25 protein-coding genes and 1 pseudogene are annotated in these 25,506 nt (G+C 70.6%); 12 read left to right on the top strand and 14 right to left on the bottom strand.

What is annotated here, in order from left to right; translation table 11 throughout:
• Window positions 1-26: 26 nt before the first annotated feature.
• Window positions 27-677 (bottom strand): TetR/AcrR family transcriptional regulator, encoded by a 651-nt coding sequence (locus tag ABD987_RS27295; protein ID WP_345399692.1) that lies wholly within the window; start codon window positions 675-677, stop codon window positions 27-29.
• Window positions 678-782: 105 nt separating this feature from the next.
• Here ABD987_RS27295 and ABD987_RS27290 point away from each other — a divergent pair, with 105 nt between their 5' ends.
• On the top strand, window positions 783-1,514 hold the full coding sequence (locus ABD987_RS27290; RefSeq protein ID WP_345399689.1) for a hypothetical protein: 732 nt from the start codon (window positions 783-785) through the stop codon (window positions 1,512-1,514).
• Between the two features lie 5 nt (window positions 1,515-1,519).
• On the opposite strand, the gene ABD987_RS27285 is transcribed toward ABD987_RS27290, so the two are convergent.
• The 7 genes from ABD987_RS27285 to ABD987_RS27255 form a co-directional block, all read right to left on the bottom strand.
• Window positions 1,520-2,512 (bottom strand): PQQ-dependent sugar dehydrogenase, encoded by a 993-nt coding sequence (locus tag ABD987_RS27285; RefSeq protein WP_345399686.1) that lies wholly within the window; start codon window positions 2,510-2,512, stop codon window positions 1,520-1,522.
• A gap of 146 nt (window positions 2,513-2,658) precedes the next feature.
• Window positions 2,659-3,828: a glycosyltransferase gene (locus ABD987_RS27280; RefSeq protein ID WP_345399683.1), complete on the bottom strand. Its 1,170-nt coding sequence runs from the start codon at window positions 3,826-3,828 to the stop codon at window positions 2,659-2,661.
• 22 nt (window positions 3,829-3,850) lie between these two features.
• A complete protein-coding gene (locus ABD987_RS27275; protein ID WP_345399680.1) occupies window positions 3,851-5,332 on the bottom strand; it encodes a sensor histidine kinase in 1,482 nt (493 codons plus the stop codon).
• On the bottom strand, window positions 5,329-6,066 hold the full coding sequence (locus ABD987_RS27270; protein WP_345399677.1) for a response regulator transcription factor: 738 nt from the start codon (window positions 6,064-6,066) through the stop codon (window positions 5,329-5,331). The genes ABD987_RS27275 and ABD987_RS27270 overlap by 4 nt, the downstream gene beginning before the upstream one ends.
• Window positions 6,067-6,146: 80 nt before the next feature.
• Window positions 6,147-8,300 carry an ArnT family glycosyltransferase gene (locus ABD987_RS27265; RefSeq protein WP_345399674.1) on the bottom strand — a complete coding sequence of 718 codons (2,154 nt, stop codon included), beginning with the start codon at window positions 8,298-8,300 and terminating at the stop codon, window positions 6,147-6,149.
• Window positions 8,297-9,547 (bottom strand): bifunctional glycosyltransferase family 2/GtrA family protein, encoded by a 1,251-nt coding sequence (locus ABD987_RS27260; RefSeq protein WP_345399980.1) that lies wholly within the window; start codon window positions 9,545-9,547, stop codon window positions 8,297-8,299. Before ABD987_RS27260 ends, ABD987_RS27265 begins: the two co-directional genes overlap by 4 nt.
• 301 nt (window positions 9,548-9,848) lie before the next feature.
• Window positions 9,849-10,103: an HC3 family zinc finger protein gene (locus tag ABD987_RS27255; RefSeq protein WP_345399671.1), complete on the bottom strand. Its 255-nt coding sequence runs from the start codon at window positions 10,101-10,103 to the stop codon at window positions 9,849-9,851.
• A 189-nt stretch (window positions 10,104-10,292) separates the two neighbouring features.
• On the opposite strand from ABD987_RS27255, the gene ABD987_RS27250 reads away from it, so the two are divergent.
• The 3 genes from ABD987_RS27250 to ABD987_RS27240 are packed head-to-tail and all read left to right on the top strand — an operon-like array spanning window position 10,293 to window position 11,993.
• Entirely contained in the window at window positions 10,293-10,622 is a 330-nt protein-coding gene (locus ABD987_RS27250) for a hypothetical protein (protein WP_345399668.1), read from the top strand.
• Window positions 10,603-11,136, top strand: coding sequence for a DUF6879 family protein (locus ABD987_RS27245; protein WP_345399665.1), 534 nt, complete (start codon window positions 10,603-10,605; stop codon window positions 11,134-11,136). The genes ABD987_RS27250 and ABD987_RS27245 overlap by 20 nt, the downstream gene beginning before the upstream one ends.
• Window positions 11,137-11,147: 11 nt before the next feature.
• On the top strand, window positions 11,148-11,993 hold the full coding sequence (locus tag ABD987_RS27240; RefSeq protein ID WP_345399662.1) for a helix-turn-helix domain-containing protein: 846 nt from the start codon (window positions 11,148-11,150) through the stop codon (window positions 11,991-11,993).
• 120 nt (window positions 11,994-12,113) lie between these two features.
• On the opposite strand, the gene ABD987_RS27235 is transcribed toward ABD987_RS27240, so the two are convergent.
• Window positions 12,114-12,800, bottom strand: a complete 687-nt coding sequence (locus tag ABD987_RS27235) for a TIGR00645 family protein (RefSeq protein WP_345399659.1) — start codon at window positions 12,798-12,800, stop codon at window positions 12,114-12,116.
• A 236-nt stretch (window positions 12,801-13,036) separates the two neighbouring features.
• Window positions 13,037-13,951: a MerR family transcriptional regulator gene (locus ABD987_RS27230; RefSeq protein WP_345399656.1), complete on the bottom strand. Its 915-nt coding sequence runs from the start codon at window positions 13,949-13,951 to the stop codon at window positions 13,037-13,039.
• 66 nt (window positions 13,952-14,017) lie between these two features.
• Here ABD987_RS27230 and ABD987_RS27225 point away from each other — a divergent pair, with 66 nt between their 5' ends.
• From ABD987_RS27225 to ABD987_RS27215, 3 genes are all read left to right on the top strand, one after another.
• A complete protein-coding gene (locus tag ABD987_RS27225; RefSeq protein WP_345399653.1) occupies window positions 14,018-14,779 on the top strand; it encodes a maleylpyruvate isomerase family mycothiol-dependent enzyme in 762 nt (253 codons plus the stop codon).
• 63 nt (window positions 14,780-14,842) lie between these two features.
• Window positions 14,843-15,586 carry a dienelactone hydrolase family protein gene (locus tag ABD987_RS27220; protein WP_345399650.1) on the top strand — a complete coding sequence of 248 codons (744 nt, stop codon included), beginning with the start codon at window positions 14,843-14,845 and terminating at the stop codon, window positions 15,584-15,586.
• Between the two features lie 62 nt (window positions 15,587-15,648).
• Window positions 15,649-16,236: a TIGR03086 family metal-binding protein gene (locus ABD987_RS27215; protein WP_345399647.1), complete on the top strand. Its 588-nt coding sequence runs from the start codon at window positions 15,649-15,651 to the stop codon at window positions 16,234-16,236.
• Here the strand turns inward: ABD987_RS27215 and ABD987_RS27210 are convergent.
• The 3 genes from ABD987_RS27210 to ABD987_RS27200 are packed head-to-tail and all read right to left on the bottom strand — an operon-like array spanning window position 16,233 to window position 18,469.
• Complete coding sequence (locus ABD987_RS27210) at window positions 16,233-17,042, bottom strand: class I SAM-dependent methyltransferase (RefSeq protein ID WP_345399644.1); 810 nt, start codon at window positions 17,040-17,042, stop codon at window positions 16,233-16,235. The two genes, ABD987_RS27215 and ABD987_RS27210, sit on opposite strands and share 4 nt — an antisense overlap.
• 8 nt (window positions 17,043-17,050) lie before the next feature.
• On the bottom strand, window positions 17,051-17,497 hold the full coding sequence (locus ABD987_RS27205; RefSeq protein WP_345399641.1) for a GbsR/MarR family transcriptional regulator: 447 nt from the start codon (window positions 17,495-17,497) through the stop codon (window positions 17,051-17,053).
• 33 nt (window positions 17,498-17,530) lie between these two features.
• On the bottom strand, window positions 17,531-18,469 hold the full coding sequence (locus ABD987_RS27200; RefSeq protein ID WP_345399638.1) for an alpha/beta hydrolase: 939 nt from the start codon (window positions 18,467-18,469) through the stop codon (window positions 17,531-17,533).
• Window positions 18,470-18,678: 209 nt separating this feature from the next.
• Here ABD987_RS27200 and ABD987_RS27195 point away from each other — a divergent pair, with 209 nt between their 5' ends.
• Window positions 18,679-19,524, top strand: a complete 846-nt coding sequence (locus tag ABD987_RS27195) for a prolyl oligopeptidase family serine peptidase (RefSeq protein ID WP_345399635.1) — start codon at window positions 18,679-18,681, stop codon at window positions 19,522-19,524.
• Here ABD987_RS27195 and ABD987_RS27190 read toward each other — a convergent pair.
• Window positions 19,511-20,136 (bottom strand): annotated as a pseudogene (locus tag ABD987_RS27190) (ATP-dependent Clp protease proteolytic subunit). The gene ABD987_RS27195 and the pseudogene ABD987_RS27190 sit on opposite strands and share 14 nt — an antisense overlap.
• Window positions 20,137-20,288: 152 nt before the next feature.
• Here ABD987_RS27190 and ABD987_RS27185 point away from each other — a divergent pair.
• The 4 genes from ABD987_RS27185 to ABD987_RS27170 all read left to right on the top strand — a co-directional run bounded on the left by ABD987_RS27185 (window position 20,289) and on the right by ABD987_RS27170 (window position 25,496).
• On the top strand, window positions 20,289-20,621 hold the full coding sequence (locus ABD987_RS27185) for a DUF4288 domain-containing protein (protein WP_345399632.1): 333 nt from the start codon (window positions 20,289-20,291) through the stop codon (window positions 20,619-20,621).
• A gap of 230 nt (window positions 20,622-20,851) precedes the next feature.
• Window positions 20,852-22,264 (top strand): 3' terminal RNA ribose 2'-O-methyltransferase Hen1, encoded by a 1,413-nt coding sequence (locus tag ABD987_RS27180; protein WP_345399629.1) that lies wholly within the window; start codon window positions 20,852-20,854, stop codon window positions 22,262-22,264.
• Window positions 22,261-24,813, top strand: a complete 2,553-nt coding sequence (locus ABD987_RS27175; protein WP_345399626.1) for a polynucleotide kinase-phosphatase — start codon at window positions 22,261-22,263, stop codon at window positions 24,811-24,813. Before ABD987_RS27180 ends, ABD987_RS27175 begins: the two co-directional genes overlap by 4 nt.
• Window positions 24,814-24,887: 74 nt before the next feature.
• Window positions 24,888-25,496 (top strand): TetR/AcrR family transcriptional regulator, encoded by a 609-nt coding sequence (locus ABD987_RS27170; protein ID WP_345399623.1) that lies wholly within the window; start codon window positions 24,888-24,890, stop codon window positions 25,494-25,496.
• The last annotated feature ends 10 nt before the right edge of the window (window positions 25,497-25,506 follow it).

Raw genomic sequence — 25,506 nt, 5'->3', positions numbered from 1 at the left:
CGACCGGGCGAGATGGGCGGCACATTCTATTCGCGGGTACACTGCCCCGAATTCTCGGCGGAAAGATTCGCGATTCCCGCGCAGAGCAGGCGGACGCTGCGCATGAACTTGTCTTCTTGATCATAGCGCGCCGCACCCGCCACCGTCAGCGGAAAACGCGCGCCGAGATCGGCGAGTTCCCCGGCGTCGACGGCCGGGGCGTCCGGCTCACTCTGCTCCTGCAACACGAATCCCGTGACATGACTGAGCAGCGTGTCGGCGCCGATGATCCGCTGCTGCTCGGGCATCCCGGCGTCGGCGAGGGTGCGCAGGAGCCGTTCCATCAGCGACAGTGCTCCGACGCTGAGCACCTTCGGGCTTTCGGCGAGCAGGGTCGCCCCGCCGGGGTGACGTTTGATGCTCTCGCGCAACGTCGTCATCTGCGCTTCGATCCGTGCCCGCCAGTCCGCGTCCCCTGGCAGCCGGTCGAGCGCGGCGGTCCCGGCGTCGTAGGCCCGCCGGGCCACCCGATCGGCCATCAGCTGGAGCAGCGCGTTCTTGTTCCGCACGTGGTAGTAGAGGCTCCCGGCGTGCACGTCGAGCCGTTCGGCCACCTGCCGCATGGACAGCGCCTGGTAGCCGACCTCGGCGAAGGTGGCCATGCCCGCGTCGATGATCCGGTCCCTGGTGAGCTTCACCGCACCAGCTTAGCGCAGGATTCAAACACTGTTTGATTCCACCCGGCGCACCTGCTAGCGTCAGCGCCGACGGATTCAAACAGTGTTTGAAACGAGGGTGGACAGATGGGCGCGGTGCTCTACAACCTGACGACGGCGGCGCTGATGCTGCTGCTGTTCCTGAGCGGGCGGACGCTCGTCGGTGTCGACACGATCACCCGGCGCCGCCTCCCCTGGTTCGCCGCCGGGCTCACCGCCGTGGCCGTCGCCGGGGTCGTCACGCAGCTGTGCTGGAGCGGGGCCATCGACACCTTCGACGCGGACCCGGCCAGGCCGGGCTGGTGGCGCGTGGTCACCTCGGTGTTCATGCAGAACGGCGGCCCGGTCGGGACGGTCTACAACCTGATCACCCTCGCCGTGATCGCCGCGCTGGCCGAGTGGTTCTGGGGTGGCCCGCTGATGCTGCTGCTGTTCGCCGGGGAGATCTTCCTGCCGCAGGTCGTCGACGCGCTGCTCGGCGTGGCCGAGCGCGGCACCGATCCCCGCAACTTCGCGGGCAGTTCCGGCGCGACGTACTTCCTCGGCGCGACGCTGGCCGCCGCGCTCCTGCTCCGCAGCCGCGTCGCCAAAGAGAAGCTGCTCGCGCTCGCCGCGCCGGTGCTCGGACTGGCCCTCTGGTTCGTCCAGGACAACGGGCACGGCCTGGTCGCCGCGTACGGTTTCGCGCTCGGCGCGCTCGTCTGGCTCGCCGGACGTCGCCTCATCGACCCCGACCGTGACCTGGCCGGGACCCCGCGCCGGACCGTGGGGTCCGTGCTCGCGCTGGTCAAGAAGCCGCGCACCGAAGCGAGCGGGTGAACGACTCAGGTGCCGTCGGTGCTCAGGATCCGGTCGTCGGAGGGGCCGGGCGAGCCACGGCCGTCCCGGTTGCTGGTGCTGAACCACAGGGTGCCGTCCGGGGCCACGGCCGCGGCACGCAGCCGTCCGTAGGTGCCCTGGTAGAGCGACTGCGGCTGCCCGACACCGCCGTCACCGGTGAGCTGCGCCCGCCACAGCCGCCGTCCGGCGAGCGCGGCGAGGTAGACGTATCCCTTGTGGACGGCGATTCCGCTCGGGGACGCCTGCCGGGTCGGCCAGACCAGCAGCGGGTCCACATAGGACGGGTCGCCGCACTTCCCCTCGCAGCTCGGCCAGCCGTAGTTCCCGCCGGCCTCGATCCGGTTCAGCTCGTCCCAGGTCTGGTCGCCGAACTCCGAGGCGTACATGCGGCCCTCCGGCGACCAGGTCACACCCTGCACGTTGCGGTGCCCGTAGCTGTACACCCGCGAGTTGAAGGGATTCCCCGGCGCGGCGGTCCCGTCCGGCCTGAGCCGCAGGATCTTGCCGTTCAGCGAGTTCAGGTCCTGCGCGCTGGGGCGGTTGCCCGCGTCACCCGTGGTGGCGTAGAGCATCCGGTCCGGGCCGAACGCGAGCCCGCCGCCGTCGTGGAAGGAGTTCTTGGCGATCCCGGTCAGAATCGGCTGCGGCGCGGCGCCGCCGAGCTTGAAGCGCGCGATCCGGTTGTCCGACGCCGCCGTGTAGTAGACGAACAGCCAGCCGTCGGTGGCGTAGTCCGGCGACACCGCGATGCCGAGCAGACCGCCCTCCCCGCTGGGCCGCACGCCGGGGATCCTCGCGACCTCGGTCGCCACCCCACCCTTGATCGAAAGCACCCGGCCGGTGGTGCGTTCGGTGGTCAGCGCCGTCCCGTCGGGCAGGAACGCCAGCCCCCAGGGGACCGCGAGGTTTCCGGCAATGGTCCGGACCGCCTGCGGCGCCGCTCCGGCGGGGACGGGAACGGCAAGCCCGGTGGCCACTACACAGGCGATGGCAAGGAAAATCCGGCGTAGCTTCACAGCTGTCCTCCCACGGTCACACCACGTGGTTGTCCGGTCGCAGCCATGGTGGCGCACCCGCCCGGCCGTGACCAGAAAGCAGTCGGGAATCCGCCAATCCGAAATCGTCAGGAATCGTTTGCCACGTAGGCCTTCAACCGGTCGAGAATGTCCGCAGGCGCGGGCATCGTGGTGATTTTCCCGGCAATCGCCGACGCCCGTTCCCGGAACGACGGGGTCCCGAGAATCTCGCGGACCGCCGCGCGCACCGCGTCCGCCGACGGCGTGCCCGACCCCGCGAGCAGGCCGGCGCCCGCGCCGACGACCTGATCCGCCATGTCGAACTGGTCGGTGCCCAGCGGCGAGACCACCAGCGGCACCCCGTGCGCGAGCGCGCCGAGTATCGTCCCGGCACCGGCGTGACACACCACGACGTCCACAAAGGACAGAAGCTGGTCCTGGGGCACGAAGTGCTCGATCCGGACGTGGTCCGGCTGGTCCCCGAACCGGGCGCGGTCCCCGTCGCGGCCGATCGTGGCGACGACGTTGACCTCGGCGTCCCGCAGCCCGTCGAGCATCGCCTCCAGCACGCCGGGCTTGGTGTTGTGCGAGGTGCCCGCCGTGACGTAGACGGTGCGCTCGTACGGCAGCCCGTCCAGCACCGGCGGTCGCGGCGCCCCGGTGGGGAGAACGTTCTCCGGGCGCAGCGGCCACCGGGCCGGGAACTCCCACCCGGCACCGTCCCGGCACAGTTCGTCCGGCCAGATGTCGAGATAGGGCACGGTTTCCCGGGGCGGCAGCCGCTCGACGCCGTACGGCCGCACGAGTTCGTGCGCCACCTCCCAGGCCGCGGCCATCACCTCGGCCGTCTTCGGCGGGCCGATGGCGTGCATGACGTAGGGCACCCCGGCGAGGTTCGCGGCGAGCACCGACGCGCGTTCGGCGAGGGTGCTGACCACGAGGTCCGGCTTCCAGTCGCGCACGAACGCGCGCATCTCGGCCAGCCGCGTGCCCGCCCCGACACCGACCAGGTAGTACGCGATCATCTCCGACAGCGCCTCGTCGCGCGACAGGGTCCGCATCCGGTCGAGCGGATGTTCCCGCGCGTACCGGGCGGACGCCTCGGTGGGGGCGCCGTCGATCGCGACCGTGCCCAGCCCCGCGGCCTCCGGGAAGCGCGCGGCGGCGGACCCGGTCACGAACACGACGTCGTGCCCCGCGTCCCGCGCCGTCGTGGCCAGCGGCAGCAGGGGCGCGATGTGACTGTGGCCGGAACCGGCGGAGAAGAGAAAGCGCATCCACCCGACCGTACGCAGTCGATCACGCCGGCGCGAGCATCACGCGGAACGTCGTCCCCTCGCCCGGTGCGGTGCAGAGCTGGATCCGTCCGTTGTGTGCCTCGAGGATCGCCGCGGTGATCGCCAGGCCCAGCCCCGTGCCGCCGCGGGAACGGGCCCGGTCCACCCGATAGAAGCGGTCGAACACCCGGGCCGCGTCGGCGAGCGGGATTCCCGGCCCCTCGTCGCGTACCTCGAACACGGCCCGGACCGACGAGGGCTTCGGCGGCTGTCCCCCGGCTTCGGCGGCGGGCTCGCGGGACCGGCGGCGCGCGAGCCCGGTGCCGACGGACACGTGGATCGCGGCGGTGGCCGGGGTGTGCACCAGCGCGTTGCCGACCAGGTTCGTCACGACCTGCCGCAGGCGGTGCTCGTCGCCGAGCACCCGCACCGGCTTTTCCGGGCGGTGCAAGGAGATCTCGCGTTCGGGAGCACGCGCCCGCGCGTCCAGCACGACGTCCTCGGCGAGCACCGCCAGGTCGACCTCGGCGAAGTCCAGCGCGCGTTCCTCGTCGAGCTTGGCGAGCAGCAGGAGATCGTCGACGAGCAGGCCCATCCGGGTCGCTTCGCTCTCGATCCGGCGCATCAGGCGGGCGACGTCGGCCTCGGTTTCCGCGCCGCCCTTGCGGTACAGCTCGGCGAAGCCGCGGATCGACGTCAGCGGCGTACGCAGCTCGTGCGAGGCGTCGCCGACGAAACGCCGTAGCCGGTCCTCGGACTGTTCACGCTGCTTCATCGCCGAGGAGATCCGCGTGAGCATGACGTTGAACGCCGCGCCGAGCCTGCCGACCTCGGTGTCACGATCGTCCTCGGTCACCCGGCGATCCAGCTCGCCGTCCGCGATGGCCTTCGCGGTGTGTTCGATCCTGGTCAGCGGTCGCAGTCCCAGCCGGACCAGCCAGGTCGCGGTGAGACCGATGATCACCAGCAGCACCGACCCCGCGGCCAGCTCGATGGTGCGCAGCCTTCCGGTGGTGGCGTTCACCGTGTCCAGCGACAGCGCGACGGCCGCCGTCCCGCCCCTCGGCTGGGCCGGGGTGGGTGCCTGGACCACGGTGCGCAGGCGCCATTCCCCGCTGCCGTCGCGGTCGGGCACGGTCACCGCGGCGCCCGCCCGCTGCCGCACCGACGCCGTGTCCATCGGCGGCAGCTCGGGCACGGAACTCATCCCGCTGGTCACCCCGACCTGGTCGGTCAGCTCGCCCGCGGTCTGGAAGAAGAAGACCCGGAAGTCCGTGGGCAGCCGGTCCGCGGCGTTCAGTTCCACCGGCGGACGTGGCGGCGGCCGGTCCGGCGAGGCGAGGTTGTCGGCCATCGCCGCCAGCTGGCTGTCGATCCGTTCGAGCTGGGCGCGGTCGAGCAGCGTCACGGTCAGCGTCCCGAACGCGGCGAGCCCGATCGCGGTCAGCGCGAGCAACGCCAGCAGCAGGCGCGTCCGCAGCGTCCAGCGACGACGGCGGGTCACGGCTCCGGCCGGTCGTCCGCCCGGCCCGGCGCGAGCCGCAGGGTGTAGCCGACACCGCGGATGGTGTGGATCAGCGGCGGGTCCCGCGCGTCGATCTTGCGCCGCAGATAACTGATGTAGGACTCGACGATCCGGCTGTCCCGGTCGAACTCCGCATCCCACACTCGATCGAGGATCTGGCCCTTGCTCACCACCTTTTCGGCGTTGAGCAGCAGGTAACGCAGCAGATTGAACTCCGTGGGCGACAACCTCACCGGCCGCCCGCCCCGGTGCACCTCGTGCGCGTCCTCGTCCAGCTCCAGGTCCGCGTACCGCAGCCGCCCGGCGGGTTCCTCGGCGCCCTCGCCGCTCCTGGTACGGCGCAGGATCGCCCGCAGCCGCAGCACGACCTCGTCCAGGCTGAACGGCTTGCTGACGTAGTCGTCGCCGCCCGCGACCAGCCCGGCGATCCGGTCCTCCACGGCGTCGCGCGCGGTCAGGAACAACACCGGCACCTGGTTCCCGGCGGACCGGAGCATGGTCGCCACGGTGAACCCGTCGTAGTCCGGCAGCATGACGTCCAGCACCACGATGTCCGGGGCGGCGCGGGCGGCGATGGCCAGCGCCTCGGTGCCGGTGTCGGCCGAATGCACCTCGAAACCGCTCAGCCGCAGCGCGGCGGAGAGCAGTTCGAGGATGTTCGGCTCGTCGTCGACCACCAGCACGGTGGCGGGCTGCGCGGTGGCCTCGGTCATCGGTCCAGGATGGGCGAGCCGCCGGGAAGTCCGCGTGAACCACGGCACCCTTCCCGGCGACTCACCCGTTCGAGTGACACTCACCGGCCCCGGCAGTCGTAGAGCGTGTCCGACTCGCCGCCGGGGAGCATCGTCCGCGGCTCGGAGGTCTGCTCGGTGGTGCCGCCGTAGGCGCTGGGCGGCACCACCGTGCAGTGCTGCTGGACCCAGGCGACCCGCGCGGTCGACGCTTCGGACATCCCGAACCCGCCGCGACGACCCTGCCCCTGCTTGTTCGCGTCCTCCTTGGCGCGGCTGAGCACGAAGCCGAGCTGCCCGTCACGCTGCCACGATGTCAACTTGTCGACACTGGGCGCGTCGTCGCTGCCCATGAACCCGCCCATGCCGATGATCGTGGCGTCGCTGTTGATGAGGTAGCCTGCCGAGCCCATCGACCCGCCTTCGACCGCGAGCTTGATCTTCGCGTCGCCGCTGTGCGCGGTGACGTAGTCGAGGATGCCGCGCTGTTCCCCGGAAAGCTCGGCGCCGCCGATCCGTCGCCCGCCCGGTGTCCTGCCGGTGGTCATCATCTGCTCCAGCTCCTGCGTGCTCGGCATGCCCGGCCCGCCACCCACGATGTGGATGCCGCCCGGCATCCCGGTGTTCGGGCCCGCGGTGGGCATCGTGCCGCCGCCCATTCCGCCGCCGGTGGGGCTGACCGCCTTGGCCACCGACCACACACCGGGCGTCAGCAGCACCGTGACCACGCCGAGCACCGCGGCGGCCCGTCCCCCGATGCCGGTCTTCACCAGCCGGGCGAGAATCAGCCCGGCCACCGCGAGGACCCCGGCGGCCGCGACGGCGTAGCGCAGCCAGCCGTGCCACGAGGTGTCGCGGGAGATCACCACCCACGCCCAGACCGTGGTCAGCGCGATCCCGAGCGGGAGCAGCAGCCAGGCGGTGCCCGTGGGCGCGCGGTAGTACCGCCAGCCCAGCGCGGCCCCGGCGGCGAGGAGAGCGGCGATCGCGGGCGCGAGCTGCGTCGTGTAGTAGGAGTGGAAGATGCCTTCCTGGTAGCTGAACACGAGGCCGATGATCACCAGCCACGAACCCCACAGCCACCAGCCCGCGCGCCCGAAGTGATCGGCGGGGTCCTTGCGGCGCCACCGCAGGACCCCGGCCACCGCGACCACGGCCAGCACCAGCAGCGCGGCCGGGATCAGCCAGCTGATCTGCCCGCCGACCTCGGCGCCGAACAGCCGGGAAAGTCCCGCGTCACCACCGAAACCGGCACCCATGGTCACCTCGTGGCCCGCCCCGCCGGGCCCGCCCGGTCCGCCGGGGCCACCGACCACGGCGCCGGGCGGCGGCCCGCCCATGCCGCCCTTCGGGCCGTTCCCCTGGCCGAAGATCCGCCCGAGGCCGTTGTAGCCGATGATCAGATCCCACGCCGAACCGTCGGTACTGCCGCCGATGTATGGCTTTTCGCCGGGCCACCAGGCGGTCAGCGCGACCCACCACAGCGAACTGACCAGCAGCACGCCCGCCGCGGCCAGCAGGTCGAGTGCTTTGCGCCGCCAGGTGGTGTCCCGGCCGAACAGGTACGCGAGTGCGAGCGCGGGCACGATCATCCACCCGGCCAGCATCTTGGTGACGAAGCCGCAGCCGCACCAGAAAGCGGCCTGCAGCAACCACTTCGTCGCGCTCTTGGCGGGAACGCCCGGTTCGACCGCCCGCGTGACCGCGTACGCCGCGGCCACGCACAGCAGGACGAGCAGCGTGTCCGGGTTGTTGTCGCGGTTGATCGCGACCGTGATCGGGGTGAGCGCGAGGATCAGCGCGGCCAGCAGCGCGACGTTCTCGCCTGCCCAGCGGCGGACCACCCGGTGCAGCAGGAACACCGCCGCGGCGCCCTCGATCACCTGTGGCAGCAGCAGTGACCAGCCGTGGAACCCGAAGATCCAGGTCGAGAACACCTGTGGCCACAACGCCATCGGCGGCTTGTCCACGGTGACCACGCCGGCCGGGTCGTAGGCGCCGAAGAGGAAGTTCGTCAGGTTCTGGCCCATCGACTTCACCGCGGCCGAGTAGAACGTGTTCCCCCAGCCCTCCGAGCCGATTCCCCAGCCGTAGAGCAGCAGAGACACCACCACGATCGCCGCCAGCGCGTACGGCTGCCAGCGCCGTCGCGCGGGGGTGGTCGTCGGTTCGCCGGGCGGCGCGGTGGCCTCGGCGGGGTGGGCTGCGGTCGTCATGCGGACGCCTTCCTTCCGGTGTGCTTGAAGACCCAGCCGCGCAGCAGCACGAACCGGCCGGCGGTGCCGATGGCCGAGGAAACCAGCAGCACGCCGAGTTCCAGCGCGGTCGAGGGACGCGCGACGAGCGCGTGCAGGGTGAGCAACGCGCCCGAGGTGAACGCGTAGTAGAGCGCGAAAACGAGCAGGCCCTGGAAGTGCACACGGCCGGTCGAGCCGCGCGCGCCGAGGAAGGTGAGCCGCCGGTTCGCCTCGGTGTTGAACAAGGTCGTGATGGTCAGTGCCGCGAAGTTGGCCAGCAGCAACGGCCACACGGTGCGGAACAACGCGTAGAGCGCGAGGTTCGCCGCGGTCGAGAGCACCCCGATCACCGCGAACGACAGGACCTGCCACAGCAGCCCGGTTTCCCGCCGGGCGAGCACGGCGTCCGGGTGGATCGGCGCGGGCTCGGGCCGTCGCGGCAGTTCGGTCACCTTCGCCGCGCCGCTCGCCTTGTTCCGCGCCACCCGGACCAGCCCGCGGAGGTCGTCCAGCGCGGTGCTCGCCACGTGCACGCGGGTGTCGGTGTCCTCCACCCAGTCGACCGGGACCTCGTGCACCCGCAGGCCGTTGTGCTCGGCGAGCAGGAGGAGTTCGGTGTCGAAGAACCAGGAATCGTCTTCGAGATGGGCCAGCAGCGGCCGGACGACGTCGGTCCGCGCGGCCTTGAACCCGCACTGCGCGTCGGTGAACCCGGCCCCGTGCGACATCCGGATCAGCCAGTTGTAGCACCGGGAAATCAGCTCCCGCTTGGGCCCGCGCACGGTGCGGGACCCGGCCGCCAGCCGCGACCCGATCGCCACGTCGGAGTGCCCGTTGCTCAGCGGCGCCACCAGCGGCAGCAGCGCGTCGAGCCCGGTGGACAGATCGACGTCCATGTAGACGACGATGTCGGCGTCGCTCCAGCCCCACGCCGTGCGCAGCGCCAGGCCCCGGCCCTTGCGGTCCAGACGCAGCACCCGCACGCCCTCGGTGGCCTCGGCCAGTTCGGTGGCGACCTGGTGGGTCGCGTCCGTGCTGGCGTTGTCCACCACGGTGATCGTCCACTCGAACGGGAACTGCTCGCTGAGATACTCGTGCAGCACCCGGACGCACCCTGGCAACGACCTTTCCTCGTTGTACACCGGGATGACGACGTCGACCGTCGCCGTCCGCCCTGCCGGGCCGCGGGCACCCCCGCTCCCGGCACGTTCCCCTGGCGCGATCACACCGCTCAAGCCGACCACCCGTCCCACGTCCGTCGCTCCGCCCGTCCCCCGGGCACTGCTCCAGGTATGTCGGGCCGGTGCGGGAGAAGGCTGTGCGGAACGTCAAAGAAACCTGTGAATCGGTGACGCGGTGGCCGGTTTGCCGCGTGATGTCCCGATCTTCACCCCGTCGTGGCGCGAACGGCCGGTGCTGGTTCCGCAGTGGGGGAGGATGCGGACAAGGTGAAGGAAAACTCGGGGATATGGCGCTAAGGCCGCTGGTCAGGAAGTGTCTTCCCCGCACGCGGGGATGGAAGTTCTGCTACAGACCGGGATGACCGGGCCAGACGTCGATGCCGTGCTGACGCCGGTAGAGCAGGTCGCAGGACCAGCACTGCCGGGGCACGCCGTGCACGTCCCGACGGTCCAACAGCTCGAACTCGGTGACCGCCGAGACACCGCACAGTGTCGTGATCGGCTCACCGGGCGAAGGAACGTGGGTGAACCGGGCACGGTGCCAGGTCCCGTCCACCACGGGCAGGATCGCCCTGGTGTCGACATAGATCAACGCGATCACGACCCACCTCCCAAGGCGGACTGGTTGACGCGACCGACGCTAGAGCCGTCGCCGACGAGACTCCAGAAGTTTGCTGGAGTTTGCTTACGATGACTACTTCCGTGGTAGCTTGGTTGACTCATCTGAGCACGTCAGGGCAGCATCGGTGCGGTCAAGAAAATCGGCGCATACTGGACCCAAGGAGCCGACATGCGGCTGACTTTCCTCGGCAAGGCCACTCAAGGCGGCGGCTCGCCGACACTGTTCGCCACCGACCGGAACACCTACGTGGTGCAGGGCTGGAAGGTGCCAGGGCAGACGTCCACTGTCGAAATCCCGCACCGGCTCCTGGCGTACGTGGAGACGGGCACCTACGTGGGAGCGCGGATGGCCGACACCGGACGCGGTAGTTTCACGTTGTCGGGCGCACCGGTCGACGACACCGACGCGCTGTCGCAAATGGATATTCCGGGACATGAGACCTGCGTGGAGGTCCCCAAGACCGAGGAGAGGTGGTTCGGTGGAACTGCTGCAGGGTGAGGCGTTCGACGACCTGTTCCGTGGATTCCACCGCGAAGCGTTCCACCTGGAGGTCCAGGACACCTACCACACACCGGACGAGACCGGCCCCTTCCAGCTGTTCCTGTCCGGGCAGGCCGACGACTTCGCTTGGCATCGGCCATGGCTCGATCTCGTACGGGAAACCACGAGCACGAACAGGCGCATCCGCCGGGTACGAGTGGTGACCGTGCCGCACGTCGACTACACCCGCTGGGGCCTCACTGTCGCAGAGCACAACATCGACGCGGGAGAAGACATCCGCTGGCTGCCGCGACACCTGGCAGACCCCGCCGCGCTGACCACCGACGACTTCTGGTTGTTCGACGAGGAGTGCGTCGTGTTCACCGTGTTCGAGCCCGGGGGCAAGTTCGCAGGCGGAGCCGCCACTGCAGACCCGGTGATCGTGTCCCACTGCCGTACCGCGCGGGATCTGGCGTGGCAACGGGCCATTCCCCATCAGGACTACCTCGGCACCGAACACATGCACGCGTAGGCCACCGCTCCGTGACGACCTCCGTCCACGAAGCCCGCCAAGCTCTCGGCCATCGGTTGCGCGACCTCCGCAAGGACGCCGGGCTCACCGGTCGCGGGCTGGCCATTCTCGCCGGTTGGAACAGCTCGAAAGTCTCGAAGATCGAGTACGGCAGGCAAACGCCCTCCGAGGACGACATCCGCGCATGGTGCGGACACACCGGCGCCGGTGATCAGATACCGGACCTGATCGCCACCGTCCGGCACATCGAAGCGATGTACGTGGAATGGCGGCGAACACTCGGCAGTGGAACCCGGCGGCGACAGAAGGCCGCACGCGCACTGGAGGCCGGGACCCGGCTGATGCGCTGGTACGAACCTGTCCTCGTACCGGGAATCCTGCACACCGCCGAATACGCCGAGGCAGTCTTACGTCGAGTGATCGACTTCTACGGCATCCCCGACGATCTCGACGCGGGAGTATCCGCGCGCCTGGAACGTCAGCAGATCCTTTACCAGGGCAATCACCGGTTTCACTTTGTCCTCGCCCAGCAAGCCCTCCACACGGTGGTCGGCGGCCCGCAGGTCATGGCCGGGCAGCTGGACCGGCTGCTGGCGGTCATGTCGCTGCCGCGTGTCCGCTTCGGAATCATTCCCGCCCGAGCCGAATACCACGTACCCACCAACCAGTTCATCATGTACGACGATCAGCTCGTCGAGATCGAAACCGTCTCCGCCGAGCTGACCATCAAGCAGCCGCGAGAAATCTCTTTGTACGACAGGGCATTCACGGAACTCGCCGCACAGGCAGTCACCGGACCCTCCGCCAGAGACCTCATCACCGCGGCGCTCGATCTGCATCGTGAGCCGACCGGCTGATCAGACGCGCCACGAGGCCGGTCATCGTCCGATCCGGAACAGGATGAGGTACCTCCATGGTGGGTTTGCCGCGTCTTCACCGGGCACGGACGAAGCCGAGCGGTGGATACCCGACGAGGCTCAGTGGTGGTCGGCGGGAACGTGGTTGCCGCTGCCCGCCCCGTCCGACGCGCGCGGCGCGGGCAGCGAGTGCGCGGACTGGGCGTGTTTGTCGGCCTCGGTTTTGGTCATGATCCGGTCGATGACCGCGAGACCGATCGCGGAAAGCACGAAAAGCGAGTGCAGGATCGCTTGCCACATCACGGTTTGCCAGTCGATCTGACCGGTGGCCGGTACCCGGGTGGGCTGGATGAAGGTACGCAGCAGGTGCACCGAGGAGATACCGACGATCGCCGTGGCCAGCTTGGTCTTGAGCACATTGGCGTTGACATGCGACAGCCACTCCGGCTCGTCGGGGTGCCCGCGCAGCCGGATACGGGACACGAACGTTTCGTAGCCGCCGACGATCACCATGATCAGCAGGTTGGAGATCATCACGATGTCCACCAGTTGCAGCACGGCGAGCATCACGTCGCCCTCGGTGAACGGCGCGCCCGGCGTGCCGTGCGCATCGTCGCCGGTGACACCGGTGAACGCGTGCACCACCAGGTGCCCGGTCTCGATCAGGAACCGCCACACGTACACCAGTTGCGCGACGATCAGGCCCAGATACAACGGGACCTGCAGCCAGCGGCTGAAGAACAACAGCTTCCCGACCTTGGAAGAACCACGGGGCGTGGTCGACGAACCGGTGCTGCGTGTCGACATGCGGGACCGACCTCCGATCGGAGCGGAAGGTGAGAATGGCGAACCGGCGGGCCGCGCCGTCGCGATACCGCCTGGATTCCTTGATCAATTTCCTAGCCGGACAGCCACCGGACCGCGAGTGGAAAGGCGCCGGGTTCCACCGATGGTGGGACACCCACGCGATAACTCAGATAAACGTGAATACCTTACTGTCGCTGGCGATTTCGCTTCCCGGACAGACTTTCGCGCGGCGACTCTTACCTGCCACCCGCCGATTCTTCCAGCGCGTCGAGCAGCCAGTGGTGGCTTGTGCCGACGGTGACGGGTTCGCCGGTCACCTCGCCGACCAGCGTCCAGTACCGGCGCAGGCGCGGATCGCGGTCGGTGGCGGTGTGCGCGACCAGTTCGCGCCGGAACAGCGGTGTGTCCCTGGCTCGCCGGGCCGAGGCGTGCGCGGCCACGAAGCGGTCGAGGGCGTGGCCCCGGCCGGGCGGACGTCCGGTGAGCACCAGCAGCCGGGCCAGTTCGCAGGCCGCGCCGACGCCGGCGTGCAACGCGCTCTCGTCGGCGACCAGGTCCGCGACCAGCCGGGCACGGGCACGCAACTTCCGCCGCAGCGCCGGATCCCCGGCCACGGTGACCAGCCCGGCGTAGGCGACCACCTGCGCGGGCGTGGGATCCCGCGGTGGCGGCGGCACGGTGACGGACAGGAACATGTCGGCGGTTTCGGCGGACACCGCGCCGAGGTAGCACCGGCGCCAGAACGTCGCGAGGGCGTCGCGGGCGACGAGGCCGTCCTGGACCGCGGCGAGCAGGTCAAGCCGCGCCGCCCTGGCCGACGGCGCGGCTTCTTCGACCGCGCGCAGCGAAGCGCGGCGCCACGCCAGCGCCGCCAGCTCGACGTCGAGCGCGGCCCGTTCGGCGGTGACGGCCTCGGCGAGCGAGCGCTCACCGGTGAGGACCCGCGCGATCGACGGCAGCCCCAGACCGAGCCCGCGCAGCCGCCGCAGCAGCCCGAGTCGTTCGACCGCAGCGGCCTCGAACCTGCGGTGCCCGCCCGCGCTGCGCGCCGAGTCCAGGATGCCCTCGTCGCAGTAGAACCGGATGGTGCGCACGGGAACGCCGGTCAGCCGTGCCAGCTCGCCGATCCCCAGCGATGTGTCCTCGGTCACCTTTTGTCGAACCTCCACCCCAGTGGAATTCCTACCGTACGGACAGCTCGGGAAGGGAGCAACGCAATGACACACCTCGGATTCGACCGCCTCGCCGAAGGACTGCGCGAACAGACCGGCGCGTTCACCGCCGCCGTCGAGGGCCTGGCACCGGACACCCCGGTGCCAACATGTCCACTGTGGACGATACGAGAGCTGGTGGGGCACGTCGGCCAGGCGCATCGCTGGGCCGCGGGCCTGGTGCGCACCGGCACGGCCGCCGCGATCCCCGATCCGTTCGAAGCGGAGCCCGGTGAGCCGCCACACTGGCCAGGCTGGCTGCGCGAGGGCGCGGCCGAACTCGCCGGCGCGGTCGGGGAAACCGGCACCGACACTCCGGTGTGGACACCCATTGGCGCCCGGCCCGCGCTGTTCTGGCTGCGCCGGATGCTGGCCGAAACCGTCGTGCACAACGGCGACGCGGCACTCGCCTCCGGACGGCCGTACCTGCTCGCCGCCGACCTCGCCGAGGACGTGCTCAGCGAGAACCTGGACATGTTCTCCGCACCGGAGGCGACGACCGTCCGTCCCGCGCTGGCCGCGCTGCGCGGTGACGGCCAGACCCTCCGGCTGCGGCCCCGGGGCGCGGCACCGGGCTGGCGGATCACCCGCACCCCGGCCGGGGTCGGCTGGGATCGCGGCGACGCGGACGCCGAGGTCACGGTGACCGGGGAGATCCGGCACCTCGTGCTGGTGATCTCCCGGCGCCTGCCACCCGATGACCCGAGGGTCACGGTCACCGGCGATCGCGCACTGCTGGACGAGTGGCTCGCCGCCACCGCCCTCTGACCTCCGTTCCGCCGTCAGCGATATCCGCCGTCCGCCGGGAACGACGGCGCCACCTTGGACCGTATGCCTCGCGCGGATGTCACCATCGACACCGAAGACGGCGTCTGTGCCGCCACCCTGCACACCCCGCCGGGTGGCGGCGGCGTGCCCGCGGTGATCCTCTTCCCGGACGCCGCGGGCGTCCGGGAAACCTTCGCCGTCATGGCCGATCGGCTCGCCGGGCTCGGGTACGCCGTACTACTGCCCGACGTCTACTACCGCACCGAGTGGGACCCGTTCGACGTCGCCACGGTGTTCCGCGATCCGGCGGAGCGGCGACGTCTTGACGCGCTCTACACCGGCCTGACCACGGAGATGATCGTCCGCGACACCGGCGCGTTCCTCGACTTTCTCACCGATCGCCCGGAGGTGTCCGGGGCGGCGACGGGCACGACGGGGTACTGCATGGGCGGGCGCATGTCCCTGCTCGCCGCGGCGCACCACCCCGCCCGGATCGCGGCCGCGGCCTCGTTCCACGGCGGGAACCTGGCCGACGACACCCCGGACAGCCCCCACCGGCTGACCGACCGGATCCGTGCCGTCGTGCACGTGGCGGCGGCCGAGAACGACCGCTCGTTCCCGCCCGAACAGTTCGAACGGCTGGAAAACGCGCTCGTCGAGTCCGGCGTACGCCACCGCATCGAGACCTGTCCCGCCGAACACGGATTCGCCGTCCCGGACAATCCGACCTACGACGAAACCGCCGCGCAACGCCATTGGCGAGCACTGGCCGAGCTCTACGCCACCACCCTGGCTCCCGGCGGGTAAGCCACCACACCGAAGTCCGAAAACCGCCGGTCGAGTCCGTCCCCTCCGTCGACACTGTCCCCATGAGCGCGACTGTCACCCTCTTTCTCCTGGCCGGCAAGGGCTTCGAACGACGGCTACGGAAAGTCCGGCAGGATCAGTGGCGCCGGCCGACACCGTGTACGGAGTGGAACGTCCGCGCACTGGTCAACCACATGACCCGCGGCAATCTCAGCTACCTCCGTCTCGCCGAGGGCGGTGACAGCGCGGAGTTCCTCCGGCTCCGGGACGCCGACGCGCTCGGCGACGACCCGGTCGGCGCGTACACCCGGTCTGTCGAGCAGTGTGCCGAAGCGTTCGCCCGGCCCGGCGTGCTCGACCGGCTTCTCGACTATCCGCTGGGCGAGCTGCCCGGGCGACAGGCGCTCGCCGTGCGAACGACGGACAGTGTCATCCACACCTGGGATCTCGCGCGGGCCATCGGCGCGGACGAGACCCTCGACAGCGATCTGGTGGCCTGGATCGACGAGCACCTCGACACCATCTACAAAGGACTCAACGAGAGCCCGGTGGCGACCTCGACCACCCACCGCTTCTTCGCCGCACGCGACGAAACGCCGAGCACGTCACGGCAGGACAGCCTGCTGCGCCTGATGGGCCGGAGGCCCTAGAAGCGATACCGCAACACACGTCCGCCCTGCCGCGCGAGCGCCGCGCTCCGGCCTGTCAGCCGGGTGAACCCGCGCAACGGCCGGGGAAACGCGGCCACTTCCGGAGCGCGCGCCAGCAGCTGTTCCTCGGCCAGGGTGAGCCCGGCGCCCCAGCCCTCCGGTTCCCGGGGGTCGTCGAAGCCCTGTGCCGCCCTGATGTTCAGCGCCTTGATCGACGGGTGGTACTTCATCGCCCACGCCGCGAACCGCGTGTAGCCGTTGAGTACCAGCTCCCCACCCGGGAAGTGACCGGTGAGTTCGCGGACCATACGCTGGAAGGAGTCTCCCGGCATGAACGGCAGCACCCCCTCCGCGACGATCATCGCGGGCCGGTCGGCAGGCAGCGCCGACGCCCAGCCCGTCGTGCGCAGATCGGCGGCGACGAGCCGCGACCGCTCCGGAAGGAACCGCGGCCGCAGCGCGACCACCTCCGGGAAGTCGACGTCGTACCAGTCGACGCCGCCGGGCGGGTCGCAGCGGAAGACGCGGGTGTCGAGCCCACAGCCGAGGTCGAGCACGACGGCGTCCGGATGCGCGGCGACGAACCGGCGGACGGCGTCGTCGAGTTTCTTCGCCCGCAGCGCGGTACCCGCGATCAGGCTCGCCTTCACCTTGAGTTTGGCGAAGTCGTAGTCGATCCGTTCCTCGAGCGCGGCGGAAAGGGCATCGCCGAGGATCGGGGCGGGTGCCCTGTCGTCCAGCGCGCGGGCGTGCAGGGTGAGCAGCAGTGTTTCCTGGATCGGTCCGAGATCGAGCCGGACACGCATGGGATTTCCTAGGGTTTCGGAGGATTCCGGGCCGCGATGTCCCGCAGCCAGGTCAGGGATTCCTGGGCGGCCCGGATACGTTCGGTGCGGGACTCGTCGGCCCCCGCGATGGCCAGTCCTTCGTCGGCGATCTCGCCGAAGGCGCCGAGGCTGTCGAGCTTGCGCTGGACGACCTTCTGCCAGGCGTCGTCCTCGATGCGGTAGTACGCGGTGCGGTCGCCGGGGCGCCGGGTCCTGCGGACCAGGCCGATCACGGTCAGGAAGCGCATGTTGGAGGTGAGCGAGGCGCGGCTCGCCGAGATGACGTCGGCGATCTCGCCCGCGGACTGCTCGGGCGGGTCGCTGATCATCAGCCAGCCGAGGATCCGCCCGGTGATGGGCGGCAGCCCCCACTCGTCGACGCAGAAGGTGGCCACGCGCTCCACCCACCGCGCTACCCGGTCCTCGTCAGCCATGTCGCCTCGCTCCTCACCGATATCCTCGGCTGATCACTGTTTCACAGCGGCCACCGTCTCGCGTGTCGGTACCGGGGTGGCGGTGACCAGGCGGGTACGGCGCAGATAGCGGTCGAACCACTCGACGGCCAGCGCCATCGCCTCGTCCAGGCCGGGACCGGTGTAGAGCCCGAGGACGTCGTACGGCAGTACCTCGAGCCGCTTCGGCTCGCCCGCCCTGGCGAACGCGCTCTGCGCCTCGTCGAGCAGGTGGTAGGGGTCGTGCCCGCCGTTCGCGATCATCAGCAGCGGTGTCGGCGCGAGCCGGTGGATCAGGTGCTCCGGCGCGAACGTCAGCAGGTGCTCGGTGGAGTCGAGCGTCCTTTCGTTGCGATAGCGCGGAAACAGCTCGGCGGACAGCTCCGGCCCGTCCTTGACGTTCTCGTGGCCCAGCGTCAGGTGCGGGACACGGGCGCTTTCGCCGGTGCGGTACCGGCGTTCCCAGTCCTCGTCGAGCCGATCGCGCAGCGCGCGCAGCCCTTCACCGCCGAGCAGCCGCTCCAGGTAGCGCCAGCCGTCCCAGACGCTCGGGCTCTGGACCACGACGCACTTCGCGCGCCGGTCGAGCACCGCGGCCTGCGCGGCGACGGAACCCCCGACGCTGACGCCCCAGAGGCCGATGCGTTCGGGCTCCACCTCGGGGCGCGTCCGCAGGTACGAGATCGCGCTGCGGAAGTCTTCGACCTGCCGTTCCGGGTAGTCCTGCCCTCGCGGCTCCCCCTCGCTGGCCCCGACCGTGCGGTAGTCGAGGGCCAGTACCACGAAGCCCGCACGCACGAAGTACCGCGCGAAGACGCTCAGCGCCTCCTTCACCATGACTCCGCTGTGGCCGAGCACGAGCGCCGGTGCCGGCGTCTCCGCGGGCAGGTACAGGTCACCGGCGCAGTGCGTGCCGAGACTGGGGAACCGGATCTCTTCCGACCGGTTGGTCATGAGCCTCACTCCTCATCTACTAGTCATTTCAGTATTGACTGAAATGACTAGCCACGTCAAGTGGTCAGGAAACCCGGCATCCGACGGGCGGCCTCGCCGAGCCTCCCGCCGCGAAGGCGTAGCGGGGTTCGCCCTTGGCGGACAACGGTTTCCCGAGCGCACCCGCCGTCTAGGGTGACGGGGAACCGGACCGCACAGGGGGAGTCACGATGGCCGAACACACCGACCCGATCACCGGCACGGCCGCCGGGGTGCCGTTCACCGCGCTGCCACCGGCGGGCGGCGCCGACACCCCGGCGCCGCTCGTGGTCACCTGGCACATGCTCGACGCGCCCCGCTCGGACGCCGCGTTCGCCGCCGCGCTGCCCCTGCGCGCGGTACCCGCGTGGCGGATCCACCTCGGCATGCCGATGTGCGGGGCGCGGATGGTCGAGGGCAGCATGGCCGCGGGCCTCGAACGCATCAGGGACGACGCCATGTTGTCCTATGTGGACTCGTTCGTACGCCAGGCCACCGGGGAGTTCCCCGCCGCCCTCGCCGCGCTGCGGGCCCGGTTCCCGCTCGACGACGGCCCGATCGGACTCCTCGGCGGCTCACTCGGCGGCGCGGTGGTCCTGGCGCACCTGATCGAGAACCGGTTCCCGGTCCGGGCCGCGGCGCTGGTCAACCCGGCCGTCCGCGCGCGCACGGTGGTGGACCTGGTGGAACCGATCACCGGCCCGTACCGATGGACCCCGCGGGCGAGCGAAGCCGCCGACGAGCTGGACTTCGTCGCGCGGGCGGGCGAGTTCGCGGCCAGGGCGCCGCAGGTCCCACTGCTGCTGGTCAGCGGCGAGGACGACCACGCGCCGCTGCGGGCGGACGCGGCCGAGCTCGTCGCCGCCCTGCGTGCCCGGTACGCGCGGCCCGAGGACGTCGTGCTGGCGCCGGTGACCGGGCTCGCCCATCCCCTGGCCGAGGAACCCGGCATCGAACCCGCGCCGCAGCTGCCGATCGCGGCGGTGGTGGACGAGACGGTCACGCGCTGGTTCCGGCAGCACTTCACGCCGCGGTGAGCTTGCGCGAGGGCACCACCTCGTCGACGAGGCCGTACCGCAGGGCCTCGTCGGCGGTGAAGATGGCCGCGCGTTCGATGTCCTCGTGCACCCGGTCCGCCGTCTTCCCGGTGTGCTCGGCGAAGGCGGATTCCATCAGTGCGCGCATCCGCTGCAGCTCGGCGGCCTGGATGAGCAGATCCGAGGTGTGCCCGTAAACGCTTTCGATCGCGGGCTGCCGGATCAGCACGCGCGCGTTGGGCAGGCAGAGCCGCGTTCCGGGCGACCCGCGGCGAGGATCAGCGCCGCCGCCGAAACGGCCTGGCCGAGGCAGACCGTGCGAATCCGCGAACGCACGTAGCGCATCGTGTCGTAGATGGCCATCATCGCGGTGAGCGAACCACCGGGGGAATTGAGGTAGATTTCGATATCGGCGTCGGGGTCGTCGCCCTCCAGCTGCACCAACTGTGCCATGACGTCACTGGCGGACGCGTCGTCGATCGGGGTCCCCAGAAAGATGATCCTGTCCTCGTACAACCGGTTGTACGGATTGCTTTCCTTCGTCCCGTAACTCGTGTGCTCCACGTACGACGGCACGAACCGCCGCGCGCGGGGAACCTCGGCCGTGTCCATGAACGCCTCCGCCACTCGCGATCCGCTACCCGTCCGAAGCTAACGGAAAACGACACGGAAATGCCGGGTGTTCACGATCGGCGAATACCGCGCATGGCCGGTTCGGCACACCCGGCCGGAACCTCGGGACGACGATCGTGGTACAGAAGGGCATGACCACCGAGAAGCCCTTCGTCGCCATCCTGCTCTACGTTTCCACCAGCGACGCCCCCGGACACCAGCCGCTGTACCGGGAAGACATCGTGCTCCTCTACGCACGCGACGAGCAGGAGGCCCGCGAAGCGGCACAGCGGCACGCCGACCAGGAAACGGGCAGTTATCACAACGAAGCGGGTGATCTGCTCACGCTGTCGCTGAAGCACATCGTCGACGTGGCCCAAGCACTGTACGACGACATCGACCGCGGCGCGGACCTCTACGCCCGGCACTTCACCGACTACGAATCCTACCGGCGCTTCGAACCTCTTCTGTCCGAAAAGGACTGAAAGACATCGGTCGATCCCGCGCGCCTTCGGCCGAGACCGTACAGGCGCTGTCCGGCCCGTGCGGTCCGCGCCCGGCGGCCACGCCGACGTCTTCGACGACCCGGCGACGAGCGTCGGCTGGACGGCCCGCCACCGCCCCGGACACCCCGCTCCCGGCTGAGTCCTCTGTGGACGGAACCCGAACCGGATAACCGGTCGAAACGGCCGCCGTCGTCGGGAATACTGGTGTCGTGCTGCTGACCGTCACGACCACCCATCACCCGGCGAGCGATCTGGGCCACCTGCTGCACAAGCATCCCGATCGCGCGCAGCGGTTCGAGCTCACCGCCGGGGCGGCCCACGTCGTGTACCCCGAGGTCACCGAGGACCGCTGCACCGCCGCGCTGCTGCTGGAGGTCGACCCGGTCCAGCTGGTCCGCTCCGCGCGCGGGCCGTCCGGCGAGGGGTTTTCGCTGGGCCAGTACGTCAACGACCGGCCCTACGCCGCCTCGTCCCTGCTCGCGGTCGCGCTGGGCAAGGTGTTCGGCTCGGCGATGCGGGGCCGCTGCGCGGCGCGCCCGGAGCTCGCCGAGACGGCGATCCCGCTGGAGCTGCACGTCCCGGTGCTCCCCTGCCGGGGCGGGCCGAAGTTCGCCGAGCGGCTCTTCGGCCCGCTCGGCTGGACGGTGTCGGCGCGCCCGATCGCCCTCGACCCGACGTTCCCCGAATGGGGCGAGAGCCGGTACGTCGAGCTGCGGCTGACCGGCACGCTCCGGCTGTCCGACGCGCTGACCCAGCTGTACGTGCTGCTGCCGGTGTTCGACGACGCCAAGCACTACTGGGTCGCCGAGGACGAGGTGGACAAGCTGATCCGCGCGGGTGGCACCTGGCTGGCCGCGCATCCGGAGCGGGAGCTGATCACCGCGCGGTACCTGGCCCACCAGCGCCGGTTCACCTCCGACGCGCTCGCCCGGCTGTCCGAAGTAGACGATCGGGTCGCCGACGCGGACGAGCCGTCGCGAGGGCCCGGCGCCGCAGACGAACGCCTGCCCTCGCTCGCCGAGCAGCGCCGCACCGCGATCCTCGCCGAACTGCGGGCGGCCCGCGCGGCCCGCGTCGTCGATCTCGGCTGTGGTGAAGGCAATCTGTTGCGCGCGTTGCTGGCCGAGCCGGAGTTCACCGAGATCGTCGGCGTGGACGTCGCCGCCGGGGCGCTGCGCACCGCCGAGGCGCGGCTGCGGCTGGAACACCTGCCGGAACGCCAGCGGGGGCGGATCAAGCTCATGCAGGGTTCGGTCACCTACACCGACGACAGGCTGACCGGGTACGACGCGATCGTCCTGTCCGAAGTGGTCGAACACCTCGACCCGGCACGCCTGCCCGCGCTGGCCGCCACCGTGTTCGGTGCCGCCCGTCCGGCCACCGTGATCGTGACGACGCCGAACGCCGAGTACAACGCGCGCTGGGAAACCCTGCCGGCGGGAGCGAAACGGCATCCGGATCACCGGTTCGAATGGACCCGCGCCGAGTTCGCCGCGTGGGCGGACGAGGTGGGCGCCGGCCACGGTTACCCGCACCGGCTGCTGCCGGTCGGCCCGGCCGACCCCGAACTGGGCGCGCCGACCCAGCTCGCCGTGTTCACGAGGAACGAAGGAAGGTCATGACGAAGCTCGCCATCCCCGACCTGAGCCTGGTCGCGCTCGTCGGTGTCTCGGGCTCGGGCAAGTCCACCTTCGCCCGCACCCACTTCGCGCCGACCCAGGTGCTGTCCTCCGACCGGTTCCGCGGTCTCGTCGCCGACGACGAGAACGACCAGTCCGCCACCCCGGACGCCTTCGACGCGCTCTACTACGTGGCGGACAAGCGGTTGCGCGCCGGGCGCCTCACCGTCGTCGACGCCATGCACCTGCACCGGGAGGACCGCGCGAAGCTCGTCGCGGCGGCCCGCGCGCGGGACGTGCTGCCGGTCGCGATCGTGTTCGACCTGCCCGAAGCGGTGACCCGCCGACGCAACGCCGAACACCGCGCCCTGCCCGGTCACGTGCTCCGGCGGCAGCAGGAGGCACTGCGCCGTTCGGTACGGCACCTGGCGAAGGAGGGCTTCCGCAAGGTGCACGTCCTGTCCACTGTGGACGACGTGGCCGCCGCCGGGATCGAGTACGAGAAGGCGTACAACGACAAGCGCGAACTGACCGGGCCCTTCGACGTCATCGGGGACGTGCACGGCTGCCGGGCGGAGCTGGAGACGCTGCTCGCGCGGCTCGGCTACGTGCTCACCCGCGACGAAGCGGGACGGCCCGCCGGCGCGCACCACCCCGAGGGCCGGACGGCGGTGTTCGTCGGCGATCTGGTCGACCGGGGTCCCGACACCCCGGGTGTGCTGCGGCTGGTCATGGGCATGGTCGCGGCGGGCACCGCGCTGTGTGTCACCGGCAACCACGAGCACAAGCTGGTCCGCGCGCTGGACGGCAGGGGCGTGACCACCTCCCACGGCCTCGCCGAATCGCTCGCCCAGCTCGCCGCCGAGCCCGCGGAGTTCCGCGCGGCGGCCAGGGAGTTCATGTACGGGCTGGTCAGCCACTACCGGCTCGACGGCGGGGCGCTGGTCGTCGCGCACGCGGGCCTGAAGGAGGAGTACCACGGCCGGGCGTCCGGGCGGGTGCGCTCGTTCTGCATGTACGGCGAAACCACCGGGGAGACCGACGAGTACGGCCTGCCGGTGCGGCACCCTTGGGCGAACGAGTACCGGGGCGGCGCGTCCGTCGTTTATGGACACACGCCGGTCACCGAAGCGGTGTGGCACAACAACACCCTCTGCCTCGACACCGGATGCGTGTTCGGCGGCGCGCTGACCGCCTTGCGCTGGCCGGAGCGCGAAACCGTGGCCGTGCCCGCGGCACGGGTCCACTACGAACCCGCGCGGCCGCTGCGCGCGCCGGAACCCGTGCGACAGCCCGATCTGCTGCGCCTGGACGACGTCCTCGGCACGCGGGTCGTCGAAACCCGGTTCCTCGGCCGGGTGAAGATCCGTGAGGAGAACGCCGCGGGCGCGCTCGAGGTGATGAGCCGGTTCGCCCTCGACCCGCGCTGGCTGCTCTACCTGCCCCCGACCATGGCGCCGTGCCCGGCCTCCCCCGTGGACGGTCTGCTCGAACACCCCGCGCAGGCCTTCGACGCCTACCGGGGCGAGGTCCGCGAGGTGCTGTGCGAGGAGAAGCACATGGGCTCGCGCGCGGTCGTCCTGCTGTGCCGCGACGCCGAGGTCGCCCGGCGCCGGTTCGGCGCCGCCGACGGCGCGGCGGGGGTGATCCACACCCGCACCGGCCGCCCGTTCTTCACCGGCGAGGACGCCGAACTCGGCGAACAGCTGCTCGACCGGGTACGCGCGGCCGTCGGGGAGGCCGGCCTCTGGGCCGAACTCGACACCGACTGGCTGCTGCTCGACGCCGAACTGCTGCCGTGGTCGCTCAAGGCGGGCGAGCTCCTCCGGCGGCAGTACGCACCGGTCGGTACCGCCGCCCGCACCGCGCTGCCCGCCGCGATCTCCGTGCTGGAGCGGGCCGCGGCGCGCGACACCGGGCAGGACCTCGGCGAACTGCTGGACAGCCAGCGCTCGCGGCTCGCCAACGCCGAGGCGTTCACCAGCGCCTACGGCCGCTACTGCTGGCCGGTCCGCGGCCTCGGCGACCTCGCGCTCGCGCCGTTCACCATCCTGGCCGGGGAAGGCGCCTCCTACGCCGGGCTCGACCGCGCCTGGCACTTCGACCGGATCGACCGTCTGGTGGCGGCCGCGCCCGACGTGCTCAGGACGACCCGGCGCCTGGTCGTCGACGTCGACGTTCCCGCTTCCGTCGCGGCGGGCACGCGGTGGTGGACGGAGCTGACCTCGGCCGACGCGGGCGGCGAGGGCATGGTCATCAAACCCCTCGCCGGGCTTGTGCGCGGGAAACGCGGAATAGCGCAACCGGGCATCAAATGCCGGGGCCGCGAATACCTGCGGATCATCTACGGACCCGACTATACCGAACCCGGAAACCTCGCTCGCCTGCGGGAACGCAAGCTCGCCCGCAAGCGTTCCCTCGCGCTGCGCGAATACAGCCTCGGCATGGAGGCGCTGGCCAGGGTCGCCGACGGCGAACCCCTGTGGCGCGTACACGAGGCCGTGTTCGGTGTGCTGGCCCTGGAATCCGAGCCCGTCGACCCCCGCCTGTAGGAACCGGCACGGAGCACTCGCCAGTGAAAATCCGCCCCTGCTCACCGTCGATTGACCGTGCTATTTTCGATGTGGTGGAGGTTGACCGCGTCAAACGAGAACGCAATCAACGAGGCCAGGGCGAACGCCTGCGCATCGAGATTCTCGAAACCGCGAGTGTGCTGCTGAACGAACTCGGCGCGGCCGAAGGGCTTTCCCTGCGCGCGGTCGCCAAACGGCTCGGAATCGCCGCGCCCAGCGCGTACGCGCATTTCCGCGGCAAGGCCGAACTGGTCGAGGCGCTGGCCGATTACGAACGCCGGCGCATCTGGGACCACATGGACGCCGCCGTCGAATCCGCGGGCCCGCACCCCCGCGAACGACTACGCGCGGCGGTGCACGCGCTGGCGATGTTCCTGCTGCGCAACCCGGGCGCGCACCGGGTTCTCCTCCAGGCGCACCGGACGATCGACGACGCGCCAGGGGAGAACAGCCCGACGCTCGAACGCCTCGCCGCCCAGCTGCGGGCGTGCGAGGAAGCGGGCCTGACCATCCGGCTCCCGGTGGCGCGCGCCGCCGTGCTGCTCGCCGTCGGCGGGCCGAGCGCCGCGCAGATGGCCCTGCCCCGGCTGCCGGTCGCCGAGGCCGAGGCAGCGGTGTGCGCGTTCGTCGACGACCTGGTACTGCTGGTGCTCGGATCCTGAACAGTCCTCG

It is taken from the genome of Amycolatopsis samaneae, from assembly GCF_039541975.1.
GTDB lineage: Bacteria > Actinomycetota > Actinomycetes > Mycobacteriales > Pseudonocardiaceae > Amycolatopsis > Amycolatopsis samaneae.
This window is presented reverse-complemented; position numbering and strand designations above follow the sequence as displayed.

Bases quoted from the DNA above. Each gene is read 5' to 3' on its own strand.
- ABD987_RS27290 (WP_345399689.1), top strand. From the start codon at position 783: ATGGGCGCGGTGCTCTACAACCTGACGACGGCGGCGCTGATGCTGCTG.
- ABD987_RS27280 (WP_345399683.1), bottom strand. From the start codon at position 3,828: ATGCGCTTTCTCTTCTCCGCCGGTTCCGGCCACAGTCACATCGCGCCC.
- ABD987_RS27270 (WP_345399677.1), bottom strand. From the start codon at position 6,066: ATGACCGAGGCCACCGCGCAGCCCGCCACCGTGCTGGTGGTCGACGAC.
- ABD987_RS27265 (WP_345399674.1), bottom strand. From the start codon at position 8,300: ATGACGACCGCAGCCCACCCCGCCGAGGCCACCGCGCCGCCCGGCGAA.
- ABD987_RS27250 (WP_345399668.1), top strand. From the start codon at position 10,293: ATGCGGCTGACTTTCCTCGGCAAGGCCACTCAAGGCGGCGGCTCGCCG.
- ABD987_RS27235 (WP_345399659.1), bottom strand. From the start codon at position 12,800: ATGTCGACACGCAGCACCGGTTCGTCGACCACGCCCCGTGGTTCTTCC.
- ABD987_RS27225 (WP_345399653.1), top strand. From the start codon at position 14,018: ATGACACACCTCGGATTCGACCGCCTCGCCGAAGGACTGCGCGAACAG.
- ABD987_RS27220 (WP_345399650.1), top strand. From the start codon at position 14,843: ATGCCTCGCGCGGATGTCACCATCGACACCGAAGACGGCGTCTGTGCC.
- ABD987_RS27215 (WP_345399647.1), top strand. From the start codon at position 15,649: ATGAGCGCGACTGTCACCCTCTTTCTCCTGGCCGGCAAGGGCTTCGAA.
- ABD987_RS27210 (WP_345399644.1), bottom strand. From the start codon at position 17,042: ATGCGTGTCCGGCTCGATCTCGGACCGATCCAGGAAACACTGCTGCTC.
- ABD987_RS27205 (WP_345399641.1), bottom strand. From the start codon at position 17,497: ATGGCTGACGAGGACCGGGTAGCGCGGTGGGTGGAGCGCGTGGCCACC.
- ABD987_RS27200 (WP_345399638.1), bottom strand. From the start codon at position 18,469: ATGACCAACCGGTCGGAAGAGATCCGGTTCCCCAGTCTCGGCACGCAC.
- ABD987_RS27195 (WP_345399635.1), top strand. From the start codon at position 18,679: ATGGCCGAACACACCGACCCGATCACCGGCACGGCCGCCGGGGTGCCG.
- ABD987_RS27185 (WP_345399632.1), top strand. From the start codon at position 20,289: ATGACCACCGAGAAGCCCTTCGTCGCCATCCTGCTCTACGTTTCCACC.
- ABD987_RS27175 (WP_345399626.1), top strand. From the start codon at position 22,261: ATGACGAAGCTCGCCATCCCCGACCTGAGCCTGGTCGCGCTCGTCGGT.